The following is a 21150-nucleotide window of genomic DNA, read 5'->3' on the forward strand; positions in this document are numbered from 1 at the left end:
TAAGTTTGCAGCCGGCGGAATCCAGGTCTCGCCCGCTGACCCATGTAAGTAAACCCAGCGCGTCGGGTTAACCTGCTCAAGCAATAAGCATGCCCATTAGCAGCAACGCATAAACAGTCGTGACTGACCAAATCAGATGACTTCAGGCGCATTATATTTTGATTATTTGCAATTGTATTCAAGAAAAATGCTGCTGCCAGCCGGAAGGCAATACCTCTGTAACCCTTGTGCCAGCAGGGTTAGCGCCCTGATCGGCGCCCCCCAGCCCCCCGCTCTTCACCATGCACTTTTCCTGGATAAAAAACGCCCCACCTCACCCAGTTGCCAAGACGGATCCACTCCGCAGAAGCCAGACAGCAGCGCGGATTTTTTTACGCATACCAGACCGGCTTATGGCAAAATTACTGCACTTAACCTGCGCAGAGGCTTGGCCCCATGTCCATGGATCAGCTGTTTAGCAAGATCAAGCAACTTCCCGTCATTCCCCAGCTGTTGCATGAGCTGATGCAGAGTTTTTCCGATGAGAATGCCCGCATCGACCTCATTGCCCAGAAGATTGCCATGGACCAGGTCATCAGCGCCAAGGTGCTGAAGATGGCCAACTCCGCCGCCTACCGTCGCGGCAACGAGGTGACCTCCATCGAGCAGGCGGTGATCCGCCTGGGCTTCAATCGCCTGCGCTCCCTGGTGGTGGCCTCCAGCATCATGACCAGCTTCAAGACCCCGGCGAACTTCGACCGCAACAAATTTTGGGTCGATACCTTCCAAACCGCCACCATAGCCCGTGCCCTGGCCGCCGAGTGCAAGCAAATTGAACCAGAAACGGCCTTTACTTGTGCCTTGTTGCACAATATTGGTGAGCTGTTGATCCAATCTGCCCTGCCGGATGAGGCCGAACTCATCAACCTTGCCATTAATAAGGGCAGCAGCCGCATCGATGCACAGCGCGAGATGCTGGGCTTTGACTACAGCCAAGTTGGTGCCGAACTGGCCCGCCGCTGGAATCTGTCGGAAAGCTTTGTGCTGGCCATCGCCCAGCAGCTTGACCCCTTGGAACATGACCCCGTGAGCCCGGAAGCCGTGCTGATCCGCCTGGCCATGTTCGTCTCCTTTGCCTGGAATGCCGGCGTGCCGGCCCATGTCATCGTGGCCCGCTTCCCCACGCCCCTGGCCCGCCATCTGGGGATCGAACCCCAGAATCTGGCGGATCGGCTGGAAGATCTGCACCAACAGGGCAATGCCCTGGCCGCCATGCTGACCAACTGAGTAAGACGCCGATGTCGACCCCCTATTTCTTCCACCCCCAGGTGGCGCCCTGGTTCAAGCTGGGCCCCGCAGGCGCCAGCCTCACCCTGTTCTGTCACAAGGACACGCAGGTGGACGAAATCTGGCTGCGCCACGAACCGGATAATGAAGAGGCCCTGCTGCCCATGCGTCTCACCGGGCAGCATGGTCAGTTGGCCATCTGGCGTGGCGAGCTGCCCCTGCCGCGCGAGCAGGAGTCGAGCCTGTATCTGTTCAAGATAGTGAGTGGTGATCGGCAGTGGTGGCTGCATGGGGCCGGCGTCACCCCGCGCATGCCGACCCGGGCGGTCCATTTTCGGTTACACCACAGGTGCCGCCCGCCCCTCTGGGTACAGGATCAGGTGTTCTACCAAATCTTTCCCGACCGCTTCTGCAACGGGGATCCCAGCATCAGCGTCACCGATGACGAGTACCAATATGGCGACGGTCAGCATCCTGTCATCGCCAAGGCCTGGGGCGCCCCCGTGTCCGCACATGGCCAGACCGGCGCCACCGAGTTTTACGGCGGCGATCTGGCCGGGCTACAGAGCCGGCTCTATTACCTGCAGTCGCTGGGGATCACCGCCCTGTACCTGAACCCTGTGTTCACCTCCCCCAGCAATCACAAGTACGATACGGTGGACTACTACCAGGTGGATCCCCACCTGGGCAGCAACGGCCAGCTGGCGGAACTCATCGACAGCCTGCACCAGCGCGGCATGCGTATCGTGCTGGATGCCGTGGTGGATCACACCTCGGATCAACATCCCTGGTTTGACCGCTATGGCCAGCAGGGCGCCTATGCCGATCCCGAGTCCCCCCACAGAAGCTGCTACACCTTCGATGCCGGCGGCAGCTATGTGGCCTGGAAAGGCTGTATGACCCTGCCCAAGCTGGACTTCGCGTCGACGGCGGTGCAGGACAGAGTCTACCGTGCCGACGACGCCATACTGCGCCACTGGCTGCGCCCCCCCTACCAGATCGACGGCTGGCGCTTTGATGTCATCCACATGCTGGGGGAGCGGGGCACCGCGGCCAACAATGCCCACCACGTGAGGGAAATCCGCAAGGTGGTGAAGCAGGAGAATCCCGAAGCCTATCTGCTGGGCGAGCACTTCTTCGAAGCCACCCAGTGGCTGCAGGGCGAGCAGGAAGACGGCGCCATGAACTACTATGGCTTCGCCCACCCCCTGCGCGCCTTCCTGGCCGGGCAGGACATCGCCTACCAGCCGGTGCGCATCAATGCCGCCGAGCTGGACCTCTGGCTGCGTCAGGCCAGGGCCGGACTGCCCCACGCCAACCAGCTGGCCCAGTTCAACCTGCTGGACAGCCACGACACGGCCCGCTTCCTCACCCTGCTGGACGGGGATCAGGCCCTGATGCGGGCGGCGGTCACTCTGCTGTTCACCTACGCCGGGGTGCCCTGCGTCTATTACGGCGATGAAATCGGCCTGGAGGGTGGCCGGGATCCCGATTGTCGTCGCTGCTTCCCCTGGGAAAGCACCGAGTGGAATCACCTGCTGCACGACCACTACCGCCGCATGATCCGCCTGCGCAAGACCCACCCGGCACTGCGGCGTGGCGACATCCATACCCTGTACGCTGGCGAGCACAGCTTCGTCTTTGCCCGGACCCTGGAGAGCGACGTGGTGATCACCGCCCTGAACCGTCACCCGGAGAAGGCCCGCACCATGATACTGCCCATCTGGCAGACCGGCAGCCTGGCCACCCGCTTCACGGATCCGGAGAATCGGGACAAGTTCGAAGTGGTCAAAGGGGAAATCCAGCTCACCATACCCCCCAAGACGGCGCGGGTGCTGCTGGCCAGCTGACGTCAGACAGGCATAAAAAAGGCGGAACCCGAGGGTTCCGCCTTTTTTTTAGCGTTGGACTAGGACACCGCCTGCCGCTCGTAGAAGGAGGCCGCCTCCTGCTGTGCCTCCACCAGCTGGGCCGGCGACATGACCCGCGCCATGCTGTCCCGCAGGGCTTCGGCCTCGGCTCGGTTACAGCCGGCCGCGACGGCCAAGGAACTCCAGACATAGGCCTGCTGGCTGTCCTGGGGCACCCCATGCCCCTGTTGATACAGGGTCGCCAGGGAGAACTGGGCCATGGCATGCCCCTGTTCGGCCGCCTTGGTGAACAGGGCGGCCGCTTGGTGATAGTACTGGGGCACACCGCGCCCGCTCTGATACATGCTGCCCAGGGCATACTGAGCCCCGGCGTGTCCCCCCTCGGTCGCCTTGCGGTACCAACTGGCGGCCTGTTGGAAGTCCATGGGCACCACCTGCCCGCTCTCGAACATCTTGCCGATGTTGTACTGTGCCTCACCGTGGCCCTGTTCCGCCGATTGACGGAACAAGTTGAAGGCCTGCTGTTCATCCTGCTTGAGCCCACGGCCATGCAGGTAGAGCTCGGCTAGGCAGTTCTGTGCCTCCACATGCCCCTGATCGGCGGCCTTGCGATACCAGTTGGCGGCCTGCTGATAGTCGCAGGGCACGCCAAGCCCCTGGCTGAACAGCTTGGCCAGATAGGTCTGCGCCTCGGCCAGCCCCGCTTCCGCCACCTTGTGGTACCGGGCCAGGGCCTGTTGGTAATCCTGCACCACCCCCTGGCCCCGCTCATAGAGCAGGCCAAGATTCAGCTGGGCTTGCAAATGGCCCTGTTCGGCCGCCTTGTTGTACCAGTAGGCAGCCTGACGGTATTCCTGGGGCACACCGCGCCCCATGCGATACATGCCGGCCAGGATATATTGCGCCTCGGGTACCCCCTGCTCGGCGGCGCGCTGGTACCAGCCCGCCCCCTCGCGATAGCTGCGCACCACACCCCGTCCCCGCTCATACATGGCCCCCAGGGACAGCTGGGCCTCGGCATGGCCCTGCTCCGCCGCCTTGGCATACCAGGCCGCCGCCTTCTGATCGTTCTGCTCGACGCCCAGGCCCCGGTCATACATGCGGCCCAGGATGAACTGCGCCTTGGCCTCACCCTGCTCCGCCACCTTGGCATACCAGACCGCGGCCTGCCGATCGTCCTGGGCCACGCCCAAGCCGCGCTCGTACATCATGGCCAGGTTGAACTGGGCCGCACTGTGGCCCTGTTCGGCCGACTGCCGATAGCAGTTCGCCGCCTTTTCCAGATCCACGGTCACGCCACGCCCCCGCTCGTACAGGGTGCCCAGCTTGAATAGCGCCTTGACATGGCCCTGGGTGGCCGACTGTTCAAACCAGTGGGCCGCCATCTTGTCATCGTGCTTGATGCCCTTGCCCCGCTCGTACATCAGCGCCAGGCTGAACTGCGCCTTGGCATGGCCCTGCTCGGCCGCCTTGCGGTACCAGTTCACCGCCAGCTGATCGTCCTGACTCAGGCTGCGCCCCAACTCGTACATGCAACCCAGGTTGTATTGCGCCTTGGGATGGCCTTGCTCCGCCGCCTTGCGGTACCAGAGCACGGCCTGCTCATCGCTGGCCTCGACGCCCCGCCCCCGCTCGTACATGCCCGCCAGGCAGAACTGCGCCTCCGGATGCCCCTGTGCGGCGGCAGACTGGTACCACTCGAAGGCCCGCAACAGCTCCTGCGGCGTGGAGGCGCGAGCCTGTCCGGCCCCCACCTTCCAGGCCACCTTCTGCTGCCGGCCCGCCGGCTCCATCGTCTCCATCACGGCATCGGACAGGGCCGACATGGAGCGCTCGAACATGAAGCCCAGGTTGAACTGGGCATCCACGTGCCCCTGATCGGCAGCCTTGTTGTACCAGTGCAGGGCCTGCTGGAAGTCCTGCTGGATCCCCTGCCCCAGGCGGAACATCTCCCCAAGCCGGAACTGGGCCTCGCCCACCCCCTGCTCCGCGGCCCGCAGGTACAAGGCGGCGGCCTGTTGATGGAACTGGGGCACGCCACGGCCCTTGTCATACATGGTCCCCAGGGCAAACTGCCCCATGGCCAGGCCCTGCTCGGCACTGCGGCGGTACCAGTAGAGCGCCTGTTGATAATCCTGTGGCACACCGGTCCCCGCCTCATACAGGCGGCCCAGCTGGAACTGCGCCTCGGCATTGTCTTGCTCGGCGGCAGACTGGTAATAACGCTGGGCCGCCGCCATGTCCTGGGGTACGCCTTGCCCCTGGCGATGCAGGTTGCCCAGCTCGGTGAGGGCCAGGGCGTGGCGCTGCTCGGCGGCACGCTGGAACCACTGCAGGGCCTGGGCAGCCTCGTGCAGGGGAGAATTGGGATTTTGATAGAGACTGGCCAGGGCATATTGCGCATCGGCGTGGCCGTTCTCCGCCGCCTTGCGGAACCAGGCCGCGGCCTGCATCTCGTCCCGTGCCACCCCGGCGCCCTCGCGGAACAGGCAACCCAGCTGATATTGGGCCTCCACCTGGCCCTGTTCGGCGGCCTTGTGCAACCAGAAGGCGCCCTGGGGGACATCCTGCGCCACGCCACGACCGGCGCGGTACATGATGCCCAGCCGATACTGGGCCTCGGCGTCATTGAATTCGGCGGCGCGGCGCAGCTGCTTCATGGTGGTTTCATCGATACCATCCCCGCTGTCACCCATGCGCCAGGTCACCGCCTGCTTGGCCGGGCGGCTGGCTTGGGCATCGCTGCGGGCAAAGCCCTCCAGCAGGCTGCGCTCGAAATTCTGCTTGGCCAACTGCTCGGCGGCCGGCGCCGGCTCATCCCCCCGCGGCTCATCACCGCCCTGCATGGTCCAGCTGACCCGCTGCTTATGCTTGGGCACCACCTTGGCTTCCGGCTCACTCAGCACAGGCTGAGGCATGGTCACCGGGGCGGCCATCACCGACTCCGTCATCACCGGCTGGGGCGCCACCAGGGTCGCCGTGTCAGTCGCCTGTTCCGGCAGCAGCGCCTTGGCCTGGCGATGCTCCATCTGCCAGCTGACCTTGTGACTGCTGCGCACCTTATCCTGGGCCTTCTGCAACCCCTGCTCGGCGGCCAGACTGTACCAGTGGCTGGCCTGGGCCAGGTTCTTGGGGACCCCCTGACCATTGGCATACATGTTGGCCAGACTGTATTGGGCCACCGGGTGACCCTCTTCGGCCAAAGGCCGCAGGCGGCTCAACGCCTGGGCATAATCGCCTCGCTCCAAGGCATCGATCCCGACCTCAAGCTGAGTCGGCAAGGGTGAAGAAGTCGTCTTTTTCATAGTCGGTCGCCATGTATCCATAGAAGGCGAGGCCTTCATCGGGATGGGTAAAGAGTGAGCCCGCTGATGCTCACCCGCTTTTTTTTATTGGTGTTGGTCAACCCGAGCCCAGGGCTGGCAGTGGCATGTTCGACAGGCGCCATCGAGGCAGCAGAACGAGGAAGGCCGAGAAGATGATGATGAAGGCAACTCAATGTTCCGAACGCTTGCCAGCCTTTTCCGTGTCCGTTGCGGGTGCAATGTCCATTGCACTTGCCAGTCACGCCACGCCCTGTGTCTAGGCCACAGGCGTCACGTGAGGGATGAAATAACGAGCCATATGAGTCGGATTGTTTATTTCACATTCATAGTACATCGCCACCCGGAGCTTGTCCGACCCCATGCGTCGGTATTTTGATCTGCCCCACACAACCCCTCGCCGGCAAGCGGCTTGATTCAGCAGGCGGGTGGCACCCGGGGGGCCAGGGGCCGGGCGCCCTCAATCGGTGCCTGGCGCAGCAGTTCAAACAGGCGCTGCAATTGACGCTGCTGGCGGGCCGATGCCCGCACGGCGCCAAACATGCGCCGCCAGAGATCCGAGGCCAGCGGCAGCTGGCACAGTTCGCCGCGGGCCACGTACTCCTGGCTGGCCCAGGTGGGCAGCAGGGCCACCCCCCAGCCGGCGGCGGCCATCTGCAGCATCATCTGGGTGTTGTCCACCGGCCGCAGCCGGCGGGGCTGAATGCCGGCCGGGGTGAGGAAGTGGCGCAAGATATCCAGCCGACTGGCCGGCACCGGGTAGCTAAGCAGTACCTCGTCGGCCAGATCCTGGGGCCGGATACGGGTCTGAGCCGCCAAGGGGTGGCCAGGGGCCACCACCAGCTGCATCTGGTAGTCGAACAGGGGTTCGTAATGGATGCCATCCCGCTCCGCCACCTCACTGGTCAGCACCAGATCCAGCTCGCCGGCCTGCAGCGCCTGCTGGGGCTCGTAGAGATGACCACTGACCAGCTCGAACAGACGACCCTCATCCTGGGCCAGCGGCGCCGTCAGCCAGTGGATGCAGCTGTGGCACTCCACTGTCAGCCGGATCAGGGGCCCCGGCATATCGCCGCCCCGCAGCTGCCGTTCGGCCTGTTCGATGGCCGGTAGCACCTGCTCGGCCAGTTGCCACAGCAGGCGCCCTAGTGCCGTGAGGGCCAGGGGACGGGAGCGCCGCACGAATAAAGGCTCCCCCAGGCGCTGTTCCAACTCGCTCAACTGATGGGACAGGGCGGACTGGCTCAGGTGCAGCGCCTCGGCGGCGCCGGCCAGCGACCCCTGCTGGCTGAGTGCCCGCAGGCTCTTGAGATGCTTGAGTTCAAACATGCAATTTCCTCAATTCCAGTTGCAAAACCTGCACTGGTCAGTCGGCAGACTAACGCCCCATTATGGATGTGTAAACATCTAGACGGCCAAATGGAGGCAAGATGCACATTCACACCCACACCCTGGGCTTCCCGCGGATCGGGAGTCAACGAGAACTGAAATGGGCCCTGGAGGCCTACTGGGCCGGCCAACTGGATCAGGCCGGGCTGCTGGAGACGGGGCGCCGGCTGCGGGAGCGGCATTGGCGCTGGCAACAGGCCGCCGGCGTGGATCTGCTGCCGGTGGGGGATTTCGCCTGGTACGATCAGGTGCTGACCACCAGCCTGATGCTGGGTCAGGTGCCGGAACGCCACCGCCAGGGGGATGGCCCCATCGATCTCGACACCCTGTTTCGCATAGCCCGCGGCCGCGCCCCCACAGGCGCCGAGGCGCCGGCCGCCGAGCTGAGCAAATGGTTTAACACCAACTATCACTACCTGGTGCCAGAGCTGAGCCAGGAGTGCCAATTCCAGCTGGGCTGGACCCAGCTGCTGGAGGAGGTGGATGAGGCCCGCGCCCTGGGGCTGCCCATCAAGGCGGTGCTGCTGGGGCCCTTGAGCTGGCTCTGGCTGGGCAAGGTGAAGGGCGAGCCCTTCGACCGGCTGAGTCTGCTGCCGCGCCTGTTGCCTGTCTACCAGCAGGTGCTGGATGCCCTGGCGGCACGGGGGGTGGCGTGGGTGCAGATGGACGAGCCCATCCTCACGCTGGATCTGCCCGAGGAGTGGCAGCAGGCCTACCTCTGGGCCTATGAGCGGCTGAGGGGGCCGGTCAAGCGCCTGTTGACCCCCTATTTTGGCAGCATCAGCCACCAGCTGGACTGGCTGCCGCAGCTGGCGGTGCAGGGGTTACACCTGGACTGCAGCGCCGATGCCGCTCAGCTTGATCTGCTGCCGCAGCTGCCGGCCCACTGGCAGCTCTCCCTGGGGGTGGTCAGCGGCCGCAACATCTGGCGGGCGGATCTGGCGGCCTGGTATCAGAAGCTGCGCGGCCTGAAATCGGACTACGGTGACCGCCTCTGGCTGGCCACAAGTTGCTCCTTGCTGCACGTGCCGCTGGATCTGCAGCAGGAGGAGGGCCTGGAACCCGAGGTGCGCGGCTGGCTGGCCTTCGCCCGGCAAAAATGCACCGAGCTGACCCTGCTGTCCCAGGCCCTGAGTCAGCCCGATGACAGCCGGCTGGCCCAGCTGCAAGCCTACTCCGCCCCCCTGGCCGCCCGGGCAGACTCCCCGCGGGTGCAGGATCCCGCGGTGCAGGCGCGGCTGAGTCGGCTGGATCCGGCCCTGGCCAACCGCCACAGCCCCTTCCCCCTGCGGCAAAAGCTGCAGCAGATCCGCTGGCAGCTGCCCCTGTGGCCCACCACCACCATAGGCTCCTTCCCCCAGACCCAGGCGGTGCGCAGCCTGCGGGCCCAGTATCGCCAGGGGCAGCTGGACGCCGCCGGCTACCAGGCCGGGCTCAAGGCCGAGATCGCACGCACCATCAATGAGCAGGAGGCGTTGGGGCTGGATGTGCTGGTGCACGGTGAGGCGGAACGCACCGACATGGTGGAATACTTCGGCCAGCAGCTGCAGGGCTTCGCCTTCACCGGCCACGGCTGGGTGCAGAGTTACGGCTCCCGCTGTGTCAAACCGCCGCTCATCGTCGGCGACATCAGCCGCCCCGCCCCCATGACGGTGGCCTGGAGCCAGTATGCCCAGTCCCTCACCGCCAAGCCGGTGAAGGGCATGCTCACCGGGCCCCTGACCATCCTCTGCTGGTCCTTCCCCCGGGAGGATCTGCCTCGAGCCACCCTGGCGCGCCAGCTGGCCCTGGCCCTGCGGGACGAGGTACAGGATCTGGAGGCGGCCGGCATCGGCATGATACAGATCGACGAGCCAGCCCTTCGGGAAGGCTTGCCGTTACGACGTCAGGAGTGGCAGGCCTATCTGGACTGGGCGGTGGAAGCCTTCAAGCTGAGCTGCGGCGGCGTGGCGGACGAGACCCAGATCCACACCCACATGTGCTACTGCGAGTTTGGCGACATACTGCCGGCCATCGCCGCCCTGGATGCCGACGTCATCACACTAGAGACGGCCCGCTCGGATCTGACCCTGCTGGAAGAGCTGAAGGAGGGCGGCTACCCCAACGCCATCGGCCCAGGCGTCTACGACATCCACAGCCCCAACGTGCCGGCGGTCTCTCAGATGGTGCGCCTGCTACGCCTGGCGGCCAAGCATCTGCCCGTCAAACACCTCTGGGTCAACCCGGACTGCGGCCTCAAGACCCGTGGCTGGCCGGAGACCCTGGCGGCCCTGGGCAACATGGTGGAGGCGGCCCGCCAGTTGCGTCAGATGGAGGCCTGAGCCGCCTCGGCCGTGGGGCCATCCCCACGGCCATACCAGAGGTGCAGCCCCAGGGCACAAAAACCGCACAACGCCATCCCCCCGGCCATGGGCAGGGGAGAGCTGGCCGGCAACAGGTTCACTCCCCAGCCGGCCAGGGCGCCGCAACCAAAGCGCAGGGTGCCCGCCAGGGCGGAAGCCGTGCCGGCACTGCTGCCAAAATGGTTCATGGCCAGACTCATGGAGTTGGCGCCGATGAAACCCAGCTGCCCCACGTAGAGCACCACAGGGATCACCAGCCCCACCAGGCCACCGAGGCCCGTCAGCCCCACCACCAGCAACAGCACAGCCGCCAGTGCCACGCCGAACAGGCCGATCCGCAGCATGCGCTCCTGACCCCAACGGCGTATCAGTCGGGTATTGAGGAAGGTCAGCAGCATCATGAGCCCCACGTTGGTCGCAAACAGCATGCCGTACTCCATCGGGCTCAGGCCGAAGAAGCCGATATAGACGAAGGGCGAGCCGCTGATGAAGGCGAACATGCCGGCCGAGGCCAGGATCCCCGGCAGCAGATGGCCCATGGCCACCCGGTTGCCCAGCACGGTGGCAAAGCCCCCCAATACCACGGCGGGCCGCAGCGGGCGCCGGCGTTCCACCGGCAGCGTCTCGGGCACCAGACGGTAAAGCATGAAGAACAGCACGGCCCCCAGCAGCGCCAGCAAGGCGAAGATGGCGTGCCAGCCCAGTCCCAGCAAGACACTGCCCAGCATGGGCGCCAGCAGCGGCGCCAGTGTCATGGTGAGGATCACCAGGGACATGCTGCGCACCAGATCCTCACCGCTGAACAGATCCCGCAGCAGGGCATTGACCACCACAGCCCCGGCGGCACCGCCGGTGGCCTGCAGGAAGCGCAGCGCCAGCAGTTGGGTGAGATCCGTGACCAACAGGCAGCCCAGGGAACTGAGGCAAAACAGCGCCAGGCCGAACAGGATGACCGGCCGCCGTCCCAGGCTGTCCGCCAAGGGCCCGTACACCAGCTGGCCCAGGGCAAAACCCGCTAGGTACAGGCTGACGGTCAGCTGTACGCCTTCCACCCCGGCTCCCAGCTCCTGGGCTATGGTGGGGATGGCCGGCAGATACATGTCGATGGCCAGGGGGGTCAGCCCGCCCAGGGCGCCAAGCAGAATAAACAGGGTCAGGGTGGGTTTACCCATAGCAGCTCCGTCATGATGATTGGCTTACAGTCTAGGTGAGCTTGTGACGGAGATCACGACCAATTGCGAGTAAATCTCAATCCAAGCGTCGATGAGACTGCCGCAATGGCATATGGCTTGCTAGTATCGGGCCCTTAGGCCGTACCAGTCAGGATGTCACCATGTTCGCCCTTGCCCGCCCATTCCGCCCTCTTGCCCTGCTTGCGCGCTTGCGCGCCCGCTGGCAAGCCCGACAGGATCTGGGGGGCCATTGGACCCTGCCCGGGCAGCTGGCCAAGCTGCCCAGCGGGGCCCTGCTGCTGGATAACGAGGCCCGGGTGCGTTATGCCAACGCCGCCTTCCTGCGCCAAAGCGGCTATGGCTGGAACGAACTGCAGGGCCAACCTGTGCCGGCCCTGCAGGCTGGTCTCAGCGCCAAGGCCCATCTGCAGCTCATAGCCCGCCAGGCGGCCAGCCAGGGGGTCTGGCAGGGGCAGGTATGGTCACGGCACAAGGACGGCCGCCGGCTGGCGGAACAGGTGAGCGTCTATCCCTTGGCCGACAGGCAGGGCTATCTGGTGCTCTGCGCCCCCCGTCACCGCGCCACGGATGCCCTGCCCGCGGCCGCGCTGCAGGATACCCTCACCGGCCTGATGACCCTGCCGCTGCTGCAGCTCAAGCTGGATCGGGCCTGTCAGCAGCAGACACCCTTTGCCGTGCTGCAGCTGGATCTCAACGACTTTCGCCGCATCAATCATCAGCTGGATTACCAGACCGGCGATCTGCTGCTGCAAGCCCTGGCGGAGCGCTTTCGCCTCTGGCTGCAGCCCGATCAATTGCTGGCCCGGGTGGAGGGGGACAGCTTCCTGTTCCTGCTGCCGGGGCTGACCCACCCCCATCAGCTGGCGGCGGTGGCGGACGCACTGCTGGCCCTGCTGCACCGCCCCTTTCAGGTGGGGCGGCGCAAGCTGCACCTGGCCGCCACCCTGGGCGGCGCCCTCTGGCCACGGGACAGTCGCAACGGCGAGGCCCTGCTGCAACAGGCCGCCATGGCACTGTTCGAGGCGCGGCGCCAGGGCATCAGTTACCAGGCGTTCAGCTCCCCCATGCAGGCCCGCCGCCAGTACCGGGAGCAGCTGCAGCGGGAACTGCTGGATGCCCTGGCCCAGCAGCAGATCCAGCTGGTCTACCAGCCGATCCTCGACAACCGAACCGGGCGCGTCAGCAAGTTGGAGGCCCTGGCCCGCTGGTACCACCCCACTCTGGGCTGCATCTCGCCGGCGGACTTCATTCCCCTGGCGGAGGCCGGTGGCCTGATGCAGGCCCTGGGGGCCCAGCTGCTGGAACAGGCCTGCCGGGATCTGGCCCAACTGCATCAGGCCGGCGTCCGCGATCTGGGCATGACCATCAACCGCTCGCCCCAGGAGTTTCTCAGCCTGAGCCCCAGCGCCGAGGAGTGGCTGACGGTGATCCGCCAGCACGGCCTGGACCCCCGCCACATCACGGTGGAGATCACCGAATCCCTGTTCATGAATGGTCATCAGGAGCACTTGATCCGCATCCAGGCCCTGCGCCAGGCCGGCTGCCAGATCGCCATCGACGATTTCGGCACCGGCTACTCGGCCTTGAGCTACCTGCGCCTCTACCCCATGGATCTGGTGAAGATAGATCGGGCCTTCATCAGCCAGATCCCCGCCAACCCCAGGGACAGCCAGCTGCTGGAAGGCCTCATCAGCCTGGTGCACAACCTGGGCATGGAGCTGGTGGTGGAAGGGGTGGAGACCGCCGAGCAGCAGGCCTTCGTCGAGCGTCACGGCTGTGCCTACAGCCAGGGCTTCCTGTTCAGCCGTCCCCGCCCCCTGGCCGAACTGCTGATCCAGCTGGCGCCGGCCCAAACGCACCAAATCGAACCAAGCGGCCAATAAGGGGCGCCAGTTTCAATCAGTTGGGCCGCGCGCCCTGCCCCTGACCACCCCGTCCCAGTGCAGCCGTTCGGCGGGCCGGCACCAAGTCTGCTACCATACCCCCGCCTTCGCTGCGGGGGTTTGTTTTGATGACGAGGTATCCATGTATTCCATCGCGCTGCACGACGAGAGCGGCCGGCAGGCCGAGGCCTGTGCCGAGCTGCGGGAGCGCCTGGCGGGGCTGCAGCTGCCCGCCCCCTTCGCCCTGGTGTATACCGAGGAACGGCTGGAGCTGCGCAAGCTGGACGAACCCAAGCTGGGGGCCATCTATGTGGACTTCGCCGCCGGGGCCGTGGCCCACAGGCGCAAGTTCGGCGGCGGCCTGGGACAATCCATCGCCAAGGCGGTGGGGCTCAAGCAGGGCAAGCGCCCCCAGGTAGTGGATGCCACGGCGGGGCTGGGGCGGGATGCCTTCGTGCTGGCCTCCCTGGGCTGCCAGGTGACCCTGATCGAGCGCAGCCCAGTGGTGGCCGCCCTGCTGGCGGACGGCCTGCAGCGGGCCGCGCGAGATCCCGAGATCGGCGCCTGGGTGCAGGCGCGCATGCAGCTGCGCTGCGGCCCGGCGGTGGCGACCCTGGCCGCCCTGGAACCAACTCCCGAGGTGGTGTACCTGGATCCCATGTTCCCGGAGAAGAAGAAGAGCGCCCTGGTGAAGAAGGAGATGCGGGTGTTCCACGCCCTGGTGGGGGCCGACGAGGATGCCGACGCCCTGCTGCCCGCCGCCCTGGCGGTAGCCAGCCAGCGGGTGGTGGTCAAGCGGCCGGACTACGCCGGCTTTCTCAACCAGCAGACCCCCAGCATGCAGATCGCCACCAAGAACAACCGCTTCGACGTCTACGTCAAGGCGGCCCTCTAGGCCGCGTCGCCCGCCGTGCCCTCGTCCAGGGTCTGGGTGATGAGCTGGGCCTGATCCCGGATGTGGCTGGCCACCTGGGCCGACAGGGAGCGCACCGCCTGGGACTGGCTGCGCATCTGCTGGATCAGGGCGGCAAACTCGTTGATGCAGCCCTGCTGGCTGTCGGCGGTCTGGGTCCCCTGGCGGGCCACCTGGGCGCTGTTGCCCGCCATCTCCCGCACCGCCTCGGCGGTCTGCCACAGGGCATCCGCCTGCTGCTGCTGATCCCGCGCCGCCTGGGCGATACCGTCGATGGCCCGCCCCAGATCGCCACAGGCCCCCTTGAGCCGTTCGAAGATGTTCAGGATCTGACTCAGGGAGTTCTGGGTGTTGCCTGACAGGTGGCGCACCTCGTCCGCCACCACCGCAAAACCGCGGCCGTGTTCCCCGGCCCGCGCCGCCTCGATGGCGGCATTCAAGGCCAGCAGGTTGGTCTGCTCGGCGATGTGGCTGATGACATCCACGATGGCGGTCGCCTCGCCCACCGCCTTGTCCAGATCGCCGATGGCCTGCAGGCCGTGCTCCAAGGAGCGGCCGGTGGAGGTGGTGGAGTCCTGCAGCTGGGCGACAAACGCCTGACTGCGGCTCATGGCCTCGGCGTTGTGCTGGGCGTGCTCGGCGATGTCGACCGACACCTGGTGCCCCTCCGCCGCCAGTTGCTCCAGTTGGCTCATCTTGGTCTCCCCCTGGGCGGTGGCCTGATCCGACTGGGTGGCGTTCTCCTCGATGTGCTGCACCCGGGCCACCATCTCCTCCAGGGTGGCGGAGATCTGCCCCAGCTGGCTGGCCTTACGGGCCTGCTGGTCGCTCAGCAGCGCCATCAGCTGGTTGAAGCTCTGGGCGATGGCCCCCAGCTCGCTGCGATCCCGCGCCAGCGCCAGCGGCTCGGGTCGACCGGTGCGCACCAGGTGGGAGAAGGCATCCCGCAGCAGCCGCAAGCGCGCCACCACCAGCTTTTGCTGGAACCAGAACAGGATGAGGGCAAACAGCAGCAGCACCCCGGCCAGCCCCAGCTGCAGGGCATCCCGCTCCTGCTGATGCCGGCGGTTATCCGCCTGGATCAGCCCCTGCAAGGCATCCATGGCCGTCTCCACCTGGGCAAAGTCCGCCGTCAGCCGACTCTTGAGATCCGCCTGGCGGGCCAGCACGGCCCGGGTGTTCGCCAGCTCCTTGGGATAGCGGTGAATGAGGCTCGCCAGCTCCGCCTTGGGCTCGGCGCCTTTATCCTCGGCGGCGGCCGGCTCCTCCCCCAGGGCCGGGAAATCATCCTCGGACTCTGCCAACACCCCCAGCAGGGGCAGGGCAGAGAGTTTTCCAACCCGCTCGTTGAAATAGGTCTGCTCGAACTGCAGAGCCTCCAGCAGGCGGGGATCGGCGCTGGCAAACAGGTTCTCCCGCAGCTGGGTCAGCTTGGCCAGGCTGGCGCTGAGCTCGCCGATGAGGCCAAGGTACTCAGCCGACACCGGCTGGGCCGCCAGGGCGTAGCGCTGCAAACTGAGCAGCTGGGCGCTCATCTCGCTTTCGGCGTGCTGCAGCAGCTGCTGGGTGTTGCCGGAGAGCTTGCCCGCCGCCTTGTACTCGCCATCGAGCTTGGGCAACAGGCTCTGGATTGACGCCCGCACCGTCGCCGCCTCGGCGAAGGTCAGCTGCTGGGCCACAGTCGCCAGCTCCTCTTGGGCCTGGCTCAGCCGGCTGGCGTCGCCGCTTTGCAGGTAGTCGGCCAGCTGGCGCTGGATCTGGACGCTCACCGTCTGGCTCAGGTGGGCGATCTGCTGCCCCCGCTGGTCGGCGCTGCGCTGCCGATCGGCGCTGAACCAGAGGGAGCCGGCCAGCAGCAGGGCCAGCAGCAACAGCAGCAAGGAGGAGAGCAGTGAGAAACGGGCAATGGTCATGGCACACCTCAAGTTCCTGAGTGAGGCGGATGGTATGACCATTGGATGACACAAAAATGACAAGGCCGGCGCAACGGCCGGCCTTGGGGAACGCCTGAAGGATCAGGCCTCGACGCTGATGCCGCTGTGGCGCAGCAGGGCGTCTATCTTGGGCGCCCGGCCACGGAACGCCTTGAACAGCACCATGGGCTCCCGGCTGCCCCCCTGCTCCAAGATGTTCTGCAGGAAGTCCTGCCCGGTCTGGGCATTGAACACCCCCTCCTCCTCGAAGCGGGAGAAGGCATCGGCGGAGAGCACCTCGGCCCACTTGTAGCTGTAATAGCCCGCCGCATAACCGCCGGCGAAGATGTGGGAGAAGCTGTGGGAGAAGCGGTTGAAGGCCGGCGGGGTCACCACCGCCACCTGCTCCCGCACCTGGGTCAGGGTCGACAGCACCTGACCGGCCTGCCCCGGCTGGTAGTTCTGGTGCAGGCGGAAGTCGAACAGGGCGAACTCCAGCTGCCGCAGCATCTGCATGGCGGACTGGAAGTTCTTGGCCGCCAGCAGCTTGTCCAGCTCGGCTTGCGGCAGGGGCTCGCCGGTCTGGAAATGGCCGGAGAGGAAGGCCAGGGCCTCGGGCTCCCAGCACCAGTTCTCCAGGAACTGGCTGGGCAGCTCCACCGCATCCCAGGGTACCCCGCTGATGCCGGCCACCCCGGCTACGTCCACCTGGGTCAGCATGTGGTGCAGACCATGCCCGAACTCGTGGAACAGGGTCACCACCTCGTCGTGGGTAAACAGCGCCGGCTGATCGCCCACCGGAGCGTTGAAGTTACAGGTCAGGTAGGCCACCGGGCGCTGCAGCTGGCCATCCCTACGGTAACGCCGGCCCTGGCAGTCATCCATCCAGGCCCCGCCCCGCTTGTGGGCCCGGGCGTAGAGATCCAGGAAGAAGCTGCCACGCAGCTCGCCCTCGGCATCATAGATGTCGAAGAAGCGCACGTCCGGGTGCCAGGTCTGCACCCCCAGGTGGGGCTGGATCCGCAGGCCGAACAGGCGGCGCACCGTCTCGAACAGGCCGGCAATCACCTTGGACTCGGGGAAGTAGGGGCGCAGCGCCTCGTTGGAGATGGCGTATTGGTGCTGCTTGAGCTTCTCGGCGTAATAGGCCAGATCCCAGGAAGCGAGCTCGCTGACGCCGTGCTCAGCCTCGGCATAGGCCTTGAGGGCGGCCAGTTCGTTCTTGCCCTGGGGCAGGGAGCGGGCCGCCAGTTCGTCCAGAAACGTCAGCACCTGCTCGGGCTTCTCCGCCATCTTGGTGGCCAGGGAGAGCTCGGCGTAGTTGGCAAAGCCCAGCAGTTGGGCCAGCTCGTGGCGCAGCGCCAGGATTTCTTCCATCAGCGGCGTGTTATCCCACTGACCGGCGTTGGGCCCCTGATCGGAGGCGCGGGTGACGAAGGCGGTGTACATCTCCTGACGCAGGGCACGCTCGTCAGCGTACATCATCACCGGCAGGTAGGAGGGGATGTCCAGGGTGAACAGCCAGCCCTCCAGCTCGCGGCTCTGGGCCAGCTGACGGGCGGCGGCCTGGGCGGACTCCGGCAGGCCGGCCAGTTGGGCCTGGTCTGTGATCAGCTTGTGCCAGCCCAGGGTGGCGTCCATGACGTTGTTGCTAAAGCGGGAGGCCAGCTCCGACAGGCGGGCGACGATCTGGCCGAAACGGGCCTGGCCCTCCGGCGGCAGGGCGATACCGGACAGGCGGAAGTCACGCAGGGTCTGGCGGATATATTCCTGCTGCGGCTGGCTCAGGCGCGGAAACTCGTCACTGGTGGCCAGCTGATTGAAGGCCTGGAACAGGCCGGCGTGCTGGCCGACGAAGGTGTGGAACTCCGCCAGCAGCGGCAGGCAGGCGTCGTGGGCCTGGCGCAGCGCCTCCGTGTTGACCACGGAGTTCATGTGGCTCACCGGCGACCAGATGCGGCTCAGGCGATCATCTGTCTCTTCCAGGGGCGCCACCAGGTTGTCCCAGGTGTAGGGCTCGTTGCCCTGCAGCACCTCATGGATGCGCTGCTTGCAGTCGGCAATGGCCTGCGCCACGGCGGGCTGGATGTGGTCGGGCTGGATCTGGCTAAAGGGTGGCAGGCCATCCATGCTCAGCAGGGGATTGCTCATGGGCATTACCTCTTTGTGGACTGCGACCGGTCCGGGGCCGGATCGGCTCAATCTCGAATACGGCCTTCTAAGATGTAGGTTGAGTCAACATTTATCAAGCCCGGCTTGACTTAGCCCAGGCCGCCCCCGATAAAAGTGAGACCTGTGATGAGCTAGACTCATCCCCAGAGACTCGCAGCATTAAGGCCATCATGACGAGCACCTTCCGCCCCCTGCTTAAAGCCATCGCCCGCAACACCCTCTCCCTGCGGCTGCTCTCCTACATACTGGCGGTGAGCACCCTGCTGGCCCTGATCATCACCCTGCTGCAGCTGTTCTGGGACTATCGCCAGGACGTGGGCCAGGTGCAAAACAGCCTGGATCAGATCGACAGCTCCTTCGTGCAACCCATCGCCGCCAGCCTGTGGAACCTGGACGAAGAGCAGATACTGGTGCAGCTCGAAGGCATCATGAACCTGCCCTCCATGCAGTTCGTCGAGGTCAAGGAGATGATGGGGGACAGCCAGGTGCGGCTGCTCTCCCTGGGCGCGGAGCAGAGCCACTACGATCTGACCCGGGAGTATACCCTCACCTACCAGGGGGAAGAGGTGGGCCGCCTGTTCGTCGCCTCCTCCCTGTCCGAAATCTACCAGCGGCTGATCGAAAAATCCCTGGTGATCATGGTCTCCCAGACCATCAAGACCCTGGTGGTTTCTTTTTGTATCTTGCTGATCTTTCACCTGAAGGTGGTCAGGCATCTCAACCGCATGGCGCAGTTTTCCCGGGATTTCAGCCTGGAGAACATGGAGGGCGAGCTGCAGTTGGAGGGGCGGGATCCCAATCCAAGCCGACCCGATGAGCTGGATGTCCTGGCCCACACCCTCAACCAGAACCGGCAGTCGTTGCGCAAGGAGTTCAAGACCCGCCTGGAATTCACCGAGCGGCTCAAGCAGGAGCGGGACTTCTCCACCACCCTGATCAACTCCTCCAACCTCATCATCTGCTGCCTGGATCAGCAGCTGGTGATCCAGACCATCAATCCGGCGGCTGTGCTGCTCACCGGCTATGTGCAGCAGGAGATGCAGGGCAAGAGCTGGCTGGACTTCTTCGTCAACGAAGCACAGCGACCACGGATGGCCGGCGAGCTGGCCGCCATGACGCTGCTGGAGAACCAGGAGATCACCACCCGCGACCAGCAGGGGGCGGAGCTGGTCCTGCAGTGGAACTTCGTGCCCTTCTACGACGGCGACAGCCTGCGCTACCTCATCGCCTTCGGCTATGACATCACGCCGCTGAAGCGGGTGGAGCGGGAGATCAGCCGGCTTAACGAGCAGCTGGAGCTCAAGGTGCAGCAGCGCACCGCCAGCCTGCAGCAGAGCAACACAGAGCTGACCCAGGCCTACGACAACCTCAAGCTGGCCCAGCAGACCCTGGTGGAGTCGGAGAAGATGGCCTCGCTCGGTTCCCTGGTGGCCGGGGTGGCCCACGAGATCAACACCCCCATCGGCATCAGTGTCACCGCCGCCTCCTTCCAGCAGGAGCGGCTCAAGGAGTTCCATCGCAAGATCGACGAGAAGCAGCTCTCCCGCACCTATCTCAACGAGCTGCTGCAGACCCTGGATGAGTCCAGCCAACTGCTGCAGAACAACCTGCGCCGCGCCTCGGATCTCATCTCCAGCTTCAAGCAGGTGGCGGTGGATCAATCCTCCCAGGCCCACTACAAGTTCAACGTGGCGGACAACCTGCACCAGGTGGTGGTCTCCCTGGGCCACAAGCTCAAGAAGAGCCAGACCGAGGTCAACATCCAGTGCGATCCCAAGCTGGACATCCTCTCCTACCCCGGCTCCTTCGCCCAGATCTATGCCAACCTGATCCTCAATTCCATCAACCACGGCTTCGAGGATCGGCCTGAGCCCCATCGGGTGGATATCCAGGTGACTCAGGCGAACGGCCAGCTGCAGATCGACTACCGGGACAACGGCAAGGGCATAGAGCCCAGCATACTGCCGCGCATCTTCGATCCCTTCGTCACCACCAAGCGGGGCATGGGCGGCAGCGGCCTGGGCACCCACATCATCTACAACTTGGTGGTGCAGCTGCTGCGGGGCCAGATCAGCTGCGACAGCCAGCCGGGTCAGGGGGTGCACTTCCAGATCCGCATGCCCTTGGAGTCAGCACAGAGCGCCACCGCCGCCTCGCCCCAGACCGTCTGAGCCCTGCACCCGGCGGGATTCTGGAGTATGATGGCCGCTCATCGCCGAGGAGTCGCCATGCACCACATCCGCCAGATCCGCCGTTACCTGCGCCAGAGCCTGATCATACTGCTGGCCCTGGCCGCCCTGCTGGCCATCTATGTGCTGATCACAGGCGAGTTGGGCTGGCTGGAGATCAAGTCCCTGCTCAGCGCCTTCATCGCCTTCGCCGCCGGCCTCAACGGCCTGGCCTGCGCCCTGTGCCGGCACCAGTTGCGCCGCCACTGGCTGGCCTGGTTGGGCGTCGGCCTCGGCAGCCTCAGCACCCTGCTGCTGCTCATTCAGCTGTGGGCCAACATCCAGAGTCCCCTGTACTGGAAGCTGTGCGGCCTGACCCTGATCTGGACCCTCACCTACACCCATAGCCTGCTCACCGTGATGGTGGAGCTGGACGGCTGGCGCCAGCGGGTGCTGATCCCCGCCACCCGGGCCTGCGGCATCGCCCTGGGGCTGCTCACCAGCGTCGCCCTGCTGGCCGAGGTGTACAACAGCCTGCTGGTGCGCAGCTTCTCCGTGCTGGCCATCCTCACCGGCTTCTGCACCCTGATGCTGGTGCTGCTGCATCGCCGCCACCTGCCCCTGACCCCGCGCCTGGTGCTGCAGCAGCTGCCGGACGGCCTGTACCGGGACGTGCAGGAAGGCCGGCTCTACAAGGTCACGCCCGCCAACGAATAA

At 65.4% G+C, this 21150-nt stretch carries 12 protein-coding genes; 7 read left to right on the plus strand and 5 right to left on the minus strand.

Translation table 11 applies throughout. The annotated features are described in order from the left end of the window. Window positions 1–435: 435 nt before the first annotated feature. Together ABHF91_RS16090 and malZ are read left to right on the plus strand one after the other, a co-directional pair. A complete protein-coding gene (locus ABHF91_RS16090) occupies window positions 436–1266 on the plus strand; it encodes an HDOD domain-containing protein (protein WP_409421243.1) in 831 nt (276 codons plus the stop codon). Between the two features lie 11 nt (window positions 1267–1277). Continuing rightward, on the plus strand, window positions 1278–3116 hold the full coding sequence (gene malZ / locus ABHF91_RS16095) for a maltodextrin glucosidase (protein WP_409421244.1): 1839 nt from the start codon (window positions 1278–1280) through the stop codon (window positions 3114–3116). Window positions 3117–3175: 59 nt separating this feature from the next. Here the strand turns inward: malZ and ABHF91_RS16100 are convergent, their stop codons facing one another. Both ABHF91_RS16100 and ABHF91_RS16105 read right to left on the minus strand, forming a co-directional pair. Beyond that, window positions 3176–6442, minus strand: coding sequence for an SEL1-like repeat protein (locus ABHF91_RS16100; RefSeq protein WP_409421245.1), 3267 nt, complete (start codon window positions 6440–6442; stop codon window positions 3176–3178). Window positions 6443–6877: 435 nt separating this feature from the next. Then, window positions 6878–7789: a LysR substrate-binding domain-containing protein gene (locus tag ABHF91_RS16105; RefSeq protein WP_409421246.1), complete on the minus strand. Its 912-nt coding sequence runs from the start codon at window positions 7787–7789 to the stop codon at window positions 6878–6880. A 101-nt stretch (window positions 7790–7890) separates the two neighbouring features. On the opposite strand from ABHF91_RS16105, the gene metE reads away from it, so the two are divergent. Further along, complete coding sequence (gene metE / locus ABHF91_RS16110) at window positions 7891–10170, plus strand: 5-methyltetrahydropteroyltriglutamate--homocysteine S-methyltransferase (protein ID WP_409421247.1); 2280 nt, start codon at window positions 7891–7893, stop codon at window positions 10168–10170. Here metE and ABHF91_RS16115 read toward each other — a convergent pair. Beyond that, on the minus strand, window positions 10155–11363 hold the full coding sequence (locus tag ABHF91_RS16115; RefSeq protein ID WP_409421248.1) for a Bcr/CflA family multidrug efflux MFS transporter: 1209 nt from the start codon (window positions 11361–11363) through the stop codon (window positions 10155–10157). The genes metE and ABHF91_RS16115 overlap by 16 nt on opposite strands. 161 nt (window positions 11364–11524) lie before the next feature. On the opposite strand from ABHF91_RS16115, the gene ABHF91_RS16120 reads away from it, so the two are divergent. Both ABHF91_RS16120 and ABHF91_RS16125 read left to right on the plus strand, forming a co-directional pair. Continuing rightward, complete coding sequence (locus ABHF91_RS16120) at window positions 11525–13267, plus strand: putative bifunctional diguanylate cyclase/phosphodiesterase (protein ID WP_409421249.1); 1743 nt, start codon at window positions 11525–11527, stop codon at window positions 13265–13267. A gap of 142 nt (window positions 13268–13409) precedes the next feature. Further along, the gene (locus ABHF91_RS16125) at window positions 13410–14162 is read left to right on the plus strand and encodes a class I SAM-dependent methyltransferase (protein WP_409421250.1); all 753 of its coding nucleotides are present in this window, start codon (window positions 13410–13412) and stop codon (window positions 14160–14162) included. Here the strand turns inward: ABHF91_RS16125 and ABHF91_RS16130 are convergent. Both ABHF91_RS16130 and prlC read right to left on the minus strand, forming a co-directional pair. Further along, complete coding sequence (locus ABHF91_RS16130) at window positions 14159–16093, minus strand: methyl-accepting chemotaxis protein (RefSeq protein WP_409421251.1); 1935 nt, start codon at window positions 16091–16093, stop codon at window positions 14159–14161. The genes ABHF91_RS16125 and ABHF91_RS16130 overlap by 4 nt on opposite strands. A 102-nt stretch (window positions 16094–16195) precedes the next feature. Further along, on the minus strand, window positions 16196–18244 hold the full coding sequence (gene prlC, locus ABHF91_RS16135) for an oligopeptidase A (RefSeq protein ID WP_409421252.1): 2049 nt from the start codon (window positions 18242–18244) through the stop codon (window positions 16196–16198). 191 nt (window positions 18245–18435) lie between these two features. Between prlC and ABHF91_RS16140 the strand changes: the two genes are divergently transcribed. Next, complete coding sequence (locus tag ABHF91_RS16140; protein WP_409421253.1) at window positions 18436–20436, plus strand: ATP-binding protein; 2001 nt, start codon at window positions 18436–18438, stop codon at window positions 20434–20436. Between the two features lie 57 nt (window positions 20437–20493). After that, entirely contained in the window at window positions 20494–21150 is a 657-nt protein-coding gene (locus tag ABHF91_RS16145; protein ID WP_409421254.1) for a hypothetical protein, read from the plus strand.

The sequence above is a fragment of the Pseudaeromonas aegiceratis genome, assembly GCF_046254905.1.
GTDB classification, from domain to species: domain Bacteria; phylum Pseudomonadota; class Gammaproteobacteria; order Enterobacterales; family Aeromonadaceae; genus Pseudaeromonas; species Pseudaeromonas aegiceratis.